The organism is Clostridium sp., assembly GCF_021443865.1.
Taxonomy (GTDB): domain Bacteria; phylum Bacillota; class Clostridia; order Clostridiales; family Clostridiaceae; genus Clostridium.
In genome coordinates, this window is sequence record NZ_JABUTB010000034.1 from 24,445 (window position 1) to 31,147 (window position 6,703).

A 6,703-nucleotide genomic window follows, 5' to 3' on the forward strand; every position below is an offset into this window, starting at 1 on the left:
TATTATTCACTTTTACTTATTACTTATTCACTGTGAGTAGCACTTTACCAGCTACCAGATGATCCTCCACCACCAGAAGAACCACCACCGAAGCCACCAAAGCCTCCGCCACCTGAGGAACCACCGCCGAAGCCACCAAAACCGCCTCTTCCGCCTCGTCTATTTCCTCCAGATAATATTAAAACTTTAATAAGAAAGCTAGTAATTCTACCTCTATTAAATATAAAGTCAATTAATAGAAGAACTCCGAAGAATCCTAATGAACCAAAGGCAAAACTACTATTATCATTATCATTATTACGTGGAATATTTATATTCAATGACTTATCTAATGTAACATCATATTCTTCTGCGATTAAATCACTAAAAGCACTATAGATATCTACTATACCAGTTCCATAATCATTTGATTTGAACTTTTCTGTAGCTAAAGATTGCATTACTCTATTACTTAATGCATCAGGAATTGCGCCTTCTAATCCTCTACCAACTTCAACTCTCCAATTCCTATCATTTATTGCAATTAATACAAGTAAACCATTATCCTTACCTTTTTCACCAATACCCCAGGTCCTAAATAGATTTAAAGCATAATCTTCAATTTCTCTCCCATCTGTACTATCGATTACAACTGTAACAGCTTGGGCTCCAGTTTTATCTTCTAACTCTTTTCCAATAGATATTATTTTTTCTTTTTCTTCTTGAGTTAATATACCAACATAATCATTTACATACTTATAGCTAGTAGGAGAAGGGTAGTTGGTTTCAGCGGAAGCAATTAGAGAAAAACTTATTAATAAAAATAGAGAAGATAAAAGAAGTACCTTTAATTTTGAAAATACTTTCATAATTATCTACTAAAATCTACTGATGGAACTTCACTAGCACTATCACTTGCTTTGTAAAGTGGTTTAGCTTCGAATCCGAAAAGTGAAGCTACTATATTTGTAGGAAATCTTCTCAATTTAGTATTATAACTAGTTGCTGCAGTATTATAATCTTGTCTCGCAACAGCTATTCTATTTTCAGTTCCTTCTAATTGTATGCTTAAATCTTTAAAATTCTCATTTGATTTTAAATCAGGATATCTTTCAACAACCACTAATAATCTAGATAAAGCACTTGATAATTCATTATCAGCATTAGCTTGTTCTGTAATATTAGTAGCACCTGATAGTTTGCTTCTTGCGTTTGCAATATCAGTAAATATATCTTTTTCTTGAGTTGCGTATCCCTTTACTGTATTAACTAAATTAGGTATTAAGTCAGACCTTCTTTGAAGTTGAGTATCTATATCAGAAGACGCCTTATCAACTTGTTGTTCTAATCCAACTAGACCATTGTAACTAGATATAATAGGGAAAGCTATTATAGCGATAATTACAACTACAGTTATTAGTATCTTTAATCCATTTTTCATAAAAAACACCCCTTTCTATATATTACTATTATAACATACATAAATAGTATATGGAAAAAAGGATAGTCTTATTAAAGATTATCCTATTAGTAACGCAAAAATTAATATTAAAGTAAATGTCCAATGAAGATTATTAGTATAAGGAATTCCTAGTTTTTCAAAGCTACAAACAGCCTTATGTGCTTTTAAGGCGATAGGGAAAGTGGTAAAGACTAATAGAGATATTAAGGGATAAAACCCTGTAATCACATAAATTAATGTTAATATAAATGCTCCAAATACTAAAAATCTATAAATATATCTACTAAATTTACTTCCAATTCTAACGCTTAATGTTCCAAGACTTAAATTGGCATCTCTTTGAAAATCTCTCATTTCATTACTTATCATTAAGGCAGGAATTAAAAATGATGCAGGTAGTGATAATAAAATAGGTTGCAAGCTTATTTCTTGAGTAAAAGGATAAGAAGACCCTAAAACCATTAAAGGTCCCATTGTTATAAAGGAAAGTGGAACACCTAATCCTTTTCTTTTAAATACAAAGGGTTCTCCAGTATAAGAATAAGCTCCGAATATTCCAATTAATCCTATAAGAAGCATTTTATAATCAGTTATATAAACTAGATATATACCAATTAAGGAGGCTAGTCCAAAACAAGCCATTGCCCAAAGAAATACATAAATATCAAAATAACTTCTAGATACACCTAAAAAATTTATTTTTCTTCCACTAGGTCTGTAATATCTAAAGCTACCTTCAAAGTAATCATTTACTAAATTAGCACCAGATTGAGCCAAAAGACCAGCAATAGTAACAAGAAAAATTAATAATAAAGTTTTATAATTTGAAAAATCAATTGCTCCCATTTTATATGCAGAAACTATTCCTAAGGTAGTGGAACCAATAGCAAGAGTTAGAGATAATGGACGAAAAGCTTTCCAAGAATCTTTAATAAATTTAATTATGTAGTCTTTATTCAAAATATCACCTCATATTATTATGTAAATTAAAATTTTATCATATATGTATAATTCTTTCAAATATAAACTTATTTTATAGTTAAGAATTTCGATATATTTGTTAAGTTTTTCGTATGGAGGTTAATAAAGAATGTATTTATAATAAATAATGTAAACGGAATCAATAAATATAATGATTTATGAGAGATGGAGGGTTAATATGAAAAAAGTTAAAAAATTACTTACAATGGCTATGGCAACAATTATGGTAACAGCTTCATTAGTAGGCTGTGGAGGAAAAGAAGCTGGAGATTCAGCAAAAGGAGATAAGGTAAAAGTTGGGGTATTATTATATAAATTCGATGATACTTATATTTCAACAGTTCGTCAAAATTTAGAAAAACTTCAAAATGAAAATTCAGATAAAGTTGAATTTACTTTCTATGATGGAAAAGGTGACCAAGCTACTCAAAATGATAGTATAGATACAATATTACAAAAGGATGTTGATTTATTATTAGTTAACTTAGTTGATACAGGAGCTGCACCAACTGTAATAGATAAAATTAAAGCTGCTGAAAAGCCAGTAGTTTTATTCAATAGAGAACCATCAGCAGATTCAATAAAGGCATATGATAAAGCTATATTTGTTGGAACTAATGCAAAAGAAGCAGGAGTTATGCAAGGAGAAATAATTAAAAATTTATGGGATAAAGATTCAAAGGCTATAGATAAGAATGGAGATGGAGTTTTACAATATGTTATGTTAAAGGGTGAACCTGATAATCCAGAAGCTGTTGCAAGAACTCAATATTCAGTTTCTACTTTAAATGACAAAGGAATCAAAACAGAAGAATTAGCTCTTCAAGTTTGTAACTGGGACCAAGCATTAGCTCAAAATGCTACAGAAGCATGGTTCTCAAAATTTGGTGATAAGATTGAAGCTGTAATAGCTAATAATGATGGAATGGCACAAGGTGCTATAGCTGCATTACAAGCTCAAGGCTATAACAATGGTGATGCTGCAAAAACTATTCCAGTAGTAGGTGTTGATGCAACAGCAGCTGCACAAGATTTAATAAGTAAGGGATTTATGACAGGATCAGTACTTCAAGATGCTGAAGGAATGGCTAAGGCTTTATATGAAACAGGAATGAATTTAGCAGCTGGAAAGAGCGCTATAGAAGGAACTTCATATAAATTTGATGATACAGGTATTTCTGTACGTATTCCATATCAACCATACATTAAATAATATGTAAATAATTTTTTCTAAACTGCATAGTATAGTTTTACTATGCAGTTTAATAAATAATAGAAAAGTGGTGAAGTAAGTTATGGCAGATGCAAAATATGTTCTTGAAATGACAGATATATGCAAAGAATTTCCAGGAGTTAAAGCCTTAGATAATGTTCAATTAAAAGTAAGACCAGGAACTGTACATGCTTTAATGGGTGAAAATGGAGCAGGTAAATCTACTTTAATGAAATGTTTATTTGGTGTTTATATTGAAGATGGTGGTGAAATTTTAATAGAGGGTAAAAAAAGCAAGTTCTCTAATCCAAAGCAAGCAATGGATAATGGAGTTGCTATGGTTCACCAAGAATTAAACCAAGTTCTACAAAGAAATGTTATGGATAATATATGGCTTGGTAGATATCCAGGCAATGCCGGTATTGTAAGTGAAAAGATAATGTATGAAGAAACTAAAAAAATATTAGATGAACTTGAGATAGATGTTAATCCAAAGGTTAAAATGGCTAAACTTTCAGTATCACAAAGACAAATGGTTGAGATAGCTAAAGCAGTTTCATATAATGCTAAAATATTAGTTTTGGACGAGCCTACATCATCATTAACAAATGAAGAAGTAAATCATTTATTTAAAATTATAAATAAATTAAGAGATAGAGGCTGCGGTATTATATATATTTCTCATAAGATGGAGGAAATTCTTAGGATTTCTGATGATGTAACTATTATGCGTGATGGAAAGTGGATAGATACGATTCCAGCTAAAGATCTTACAACAGATAAAATAATTAAATTAATGGTTGGACGTGATTTAACTAATAGATTTCCACCAAAGACTAATAAACCTAAAGATGTAATATTAGAAGTTAAAAACTTAACAGGAACTTATCAACCTTCAATTAGAGAAGTATCTTTTGAGTTAAGAAAGGGAGAAATTCTTGGAATTGCAGGATTAGTTGGTTCAAAAAGAACTGAATTATTGGAAACCATATTTGGAATAGCTAAACATAGTGAAGGAGAAATAAATCTTCACGGTAAAAAAGTAATAAATAGTGATTCTCGTAAGGCAATAAAAAATGGATTTGCTTTATTAACAGAAGAACGTAGAGCAACTGGTATATTTGGGCAACTTGATATTAAGTTTAATACTATGATTGCTAACATAGATAGGTATAGTAAATTTGGTGTGTTAGATAATAAGAAAATAGCTGAAGATACTAAATGGACAATAAATAGTATGAAGGTTAAAACTCCAAGTCAAAAAACATTAATTAGAAGCTTATCTGGAGGAAATCAACAAAAAGTAATTATAGGAAGATGGCTTTTAACTAATCCAGAAATACTATTATTAGATGAACCAACAAGGGGAATAGATGTTGGTGCTAAATATGAAATTTATCAATTGATTATAGATTTAGCAAATAAGGGAAAAGGAGTTATAGTTGTATCATCTGAAATGCCAGAACTATTAGGGATTTGTGACAGAATTCTTGTAATGTCAAATGGTAAGGTAGCTGGTATTGGTGATGCTGATAAATTGTCTCAAGAAGATATTATGACTATGGCTGCTAAATATATTTAAAGTAGAGGTGGAACCTATGAATAAAGTTAAATTTAATAAAGAGTCTTTACAAAATTTCTTGCTTAATTACGCATTATATATAGTTCTGTTCATAATGATAGTGTTTTTTGTTATAAAGGAACCAGGCTTCCTTTCATTGAAAAACTTTACTAATATTTTAAGCCAAGCATCTACACGTGGTATTCTAGCACTTGGTGTTGCAGGATTAATAGTACTTCAAGGAACTGACCTTTCTGCTGGACGTATTCTAGGATTTACAGCTATTATATCAGCATCATTATTACAATCAACAACATATGCTGCTAGAATGTATCCTAACTTAAAAGCATTGCCTTTAATAGTACCAATGTTTTTAGCAATAATAATAGGTGGAATATTTGGAGCAATTAATGGATTTGGAGTTGCAAAATTGAAAGTACATGCTTTTATTATAACTCTTGGTACTCAACTTATAGCTTATGGTGCATCTTGTTTATATATTGACAGACCACCACTAGGAGCTCAACCAGTAGCGAATTTAGATGAAAGATATACTGCTTTTGTTAATGGATATTTAAGATTAGGAAGTATAGAAATTCCATATTTAGTATTTTATCTTGCTATTGTAGCAGCTATAATGTGGTTTGTATGGAATAAAACAAAATTAGGTAAAAATATGTTTGCAATAGGGGGTAACCAAGAAGCAGCAGCAGTTTCAGGAGTTAATCTTGTAAAAAATATAATGTTTATATTTATTATATCAGGAGTACTTTATGGACTTGCAGGTTTCTTAGAAGCAGCTAGAGCAGGATCAACTACAACTAGTACAGGATTTAACTATGAACTAGATGCAATTTCTGCCTGTGTTGTTGGTGGAGTTTCATTTACTGGTGGTATTGGTACAATTCCAGGAGTATTACTAGGTACAGTATTACTTCAAGTTATAAATTATGGCTTAAACTTTATAGGAGTAAATGCTTATTGGCAATATATAATTAGAGGATTAATAATTATCGTTGCTGTTTCATTAGACGTAAGAAAATATATAGCTAAGAAATAATAAAGGAAATGATTAGTATGGAAAATGAAGATATAAAGGAAAAAGTTGAAGAAGTACCTAAAAAATCTATGAGAGATACACTTTATGGGAATATAGATGTATCCGTAAAAACCATGGATAAGATAATAATAGTATTGTTTATATTAATTTTCTTATCATTATTAATAGGAATAATATTATAAAACATAGAATTAAATATGAATTTTAATTTGGAACTGTTAAAACAGTTCCATTTTTTGTATTTTAATATTTATATTATATGAAATTATGATATAATAAATTTTGAATAATTAGAAGATTTTCTCAGGATAATGTATAGATTCATTTCTATATTATTTATAGGAGGGTGTTATGGGATTATATAAAATAATGATTGTAGATGATGAAGAGGAGATTAGACTTGGAGTAATAAAAAAGATAAATTGGGAAAAGCACGGATTCGTAGTT

7 protein-coding genes are annotated in these 6,703 nt (G+C 30.0%); 4 read left to right on the forward strand and 3 right to left on the reverse strand.

What is annotated here, in order from left to right:
- Positions 1 to 44: 44 nt before the first annotated feature.
- The 3 genes from HUJ77_RS07360 to HUJ77_RS07370 form a co-directional block, all read right to left on the reverse strand.
- On the reverse strand, positions 45 to 848 hold the full coding sequence (locus HUJ77_RS07360) for a TPM domain-containing protein (protein WP_291707930.1): 804 nt from the start codon (positions 846 to 848) through the stop codon (positions 45 to 47).
- Between the two features lie 2 nt (positions 849 to 850).
- Positions 851 to 1,420 (reverse strand): LemA family protein, encoded by a 570-nt coding sequence (locus tag HUJ77_RS07365; RefSeq protein WP_291707931.1) that lies wholly within the window; start codon positions 1,418 to 1,420, stop codon positions 851 to 853.
- A gap of 78 nt (positions 1,421 to 1,498) precedes the next feature.
- Positions 1,499 to 2,401, reverse strand: a complete 903-nt coding sequence (locus HUJ77_RS07370; protein WP_291707932.1) for a prenyltransferase — start codon at positions 2,399 to 2,401, stop codon at positions 1,499 to 1,501.
- Between the two features lie 199 nt (positions 2,402 to 2,600).
- Here HUJ77_RS07370 and HUJ77_RS07375 point away from each other — a divergent pair, with 199 nt between their 5' ends.
- From HUJ77_RS07375 to HUJ77_RS07390, 4 genes are all read left to right on the forward strand, one after another.
- Positions 2,601 to 3,635, forward strand: coding sequence for a galactose ABC transporter substrate-binding protein (locus tag HUJ77_RS07375; RefSeq protein WP_291707933.1), 1,035 nt, complete (start codon positions 2,601 to 2,603; stop codon positions 3,633 to 3,635).
- An 82-nt stretch (positions 3,636 to 3,717) separates the two neighbouring features.
- A complete protein-coding gene (gene mglA, locus HUJ77_RS07380) occupies positions 3,718 to 5,217 on the forward strand; it encodes a galactose/methyl galactoside ABC transporter ATP-binding protein MglA (protein WP_291707934.1) in 1,500 nt (499 codons plus the stop codon).
- A 16-nt stretch (positions 5,218 to 5,233) separates the two neighbouring features.
- Positions 5,234 to 6,256 carry a galactose/methyl galactoside ABC transporter permease MglC gene (gene mglC, locus HUJ77_RS07385; protein ID WP_291707935.1) on the forward strand — a complete coding sequence of 341 codons (1,023 nt, stop codon included), beginning with the start codon at positions 5,234 to 5,236 and terminating at the stop codon, positions 6,254 to 6,256.
- 17 nt (positions 6,257 to 6,273) lie between these two features.
- On the forward strand, positions 6,274 to 6,438 hold the full coding sequence (locus HUJ77_RS07390) for a hypothetical protein (RefSeq protein ID WP_291707936.1): 165 nt from the start codon (positions 6,274 to 6,276) through the stop codon (positions 6,436 to 6,438).
- Positions 6,439 to 6,703 lie beyond the last annotated feature (265 nt).

What these genes read in the sequence shown, in the direction of transcription:
- HUJ77_RS07360 (WP_291707930.1), bottom strand. Translation starts at nt 848, where the DNA reads ATGAAAGTATTTTCAAAATTAAAGGTACTTCTTTTATCTTCTCTATTT.
- HUJ77_RS07365 (WP_291707931.1), bottom strand. Translation starts at nt 1,420, where the DNA reads ATGAAAAATGGATTAAAGATACTAATAACTGTAGTTGTAATTATCGCT.
- HUJ77_RS07375 (WP_291707933.1), top strand. Translation starts at nt 2,601, where the DNA reads ATGAAAAAAGTTAAAAAATTACTTACAATGGCTATGGCAACAATTATG.
- mglA (WP_291707934.1), top strand. Translation starts at nt 3,718, where the DNA reads ATGGCAGATGCAAAATATGTTCTTGAAATGACAGATATATGCAAAGAA.
- mglC (WP_291707935.1), top strand. Translation starts at nt 5,234, where the DNA reads ATGAATAAAGTTAAATTTAATAAAGAGTCTTTACAAAATTTCTTGCTT.
- HUJ77_RS07390 (WP_291707936.1), top strand. Translation starts at nt 6,274, where the DNA reads ATGGAAAATGAAGATATAAAGGAAAAAGTTGAAGAAGTACCTAAAAAA.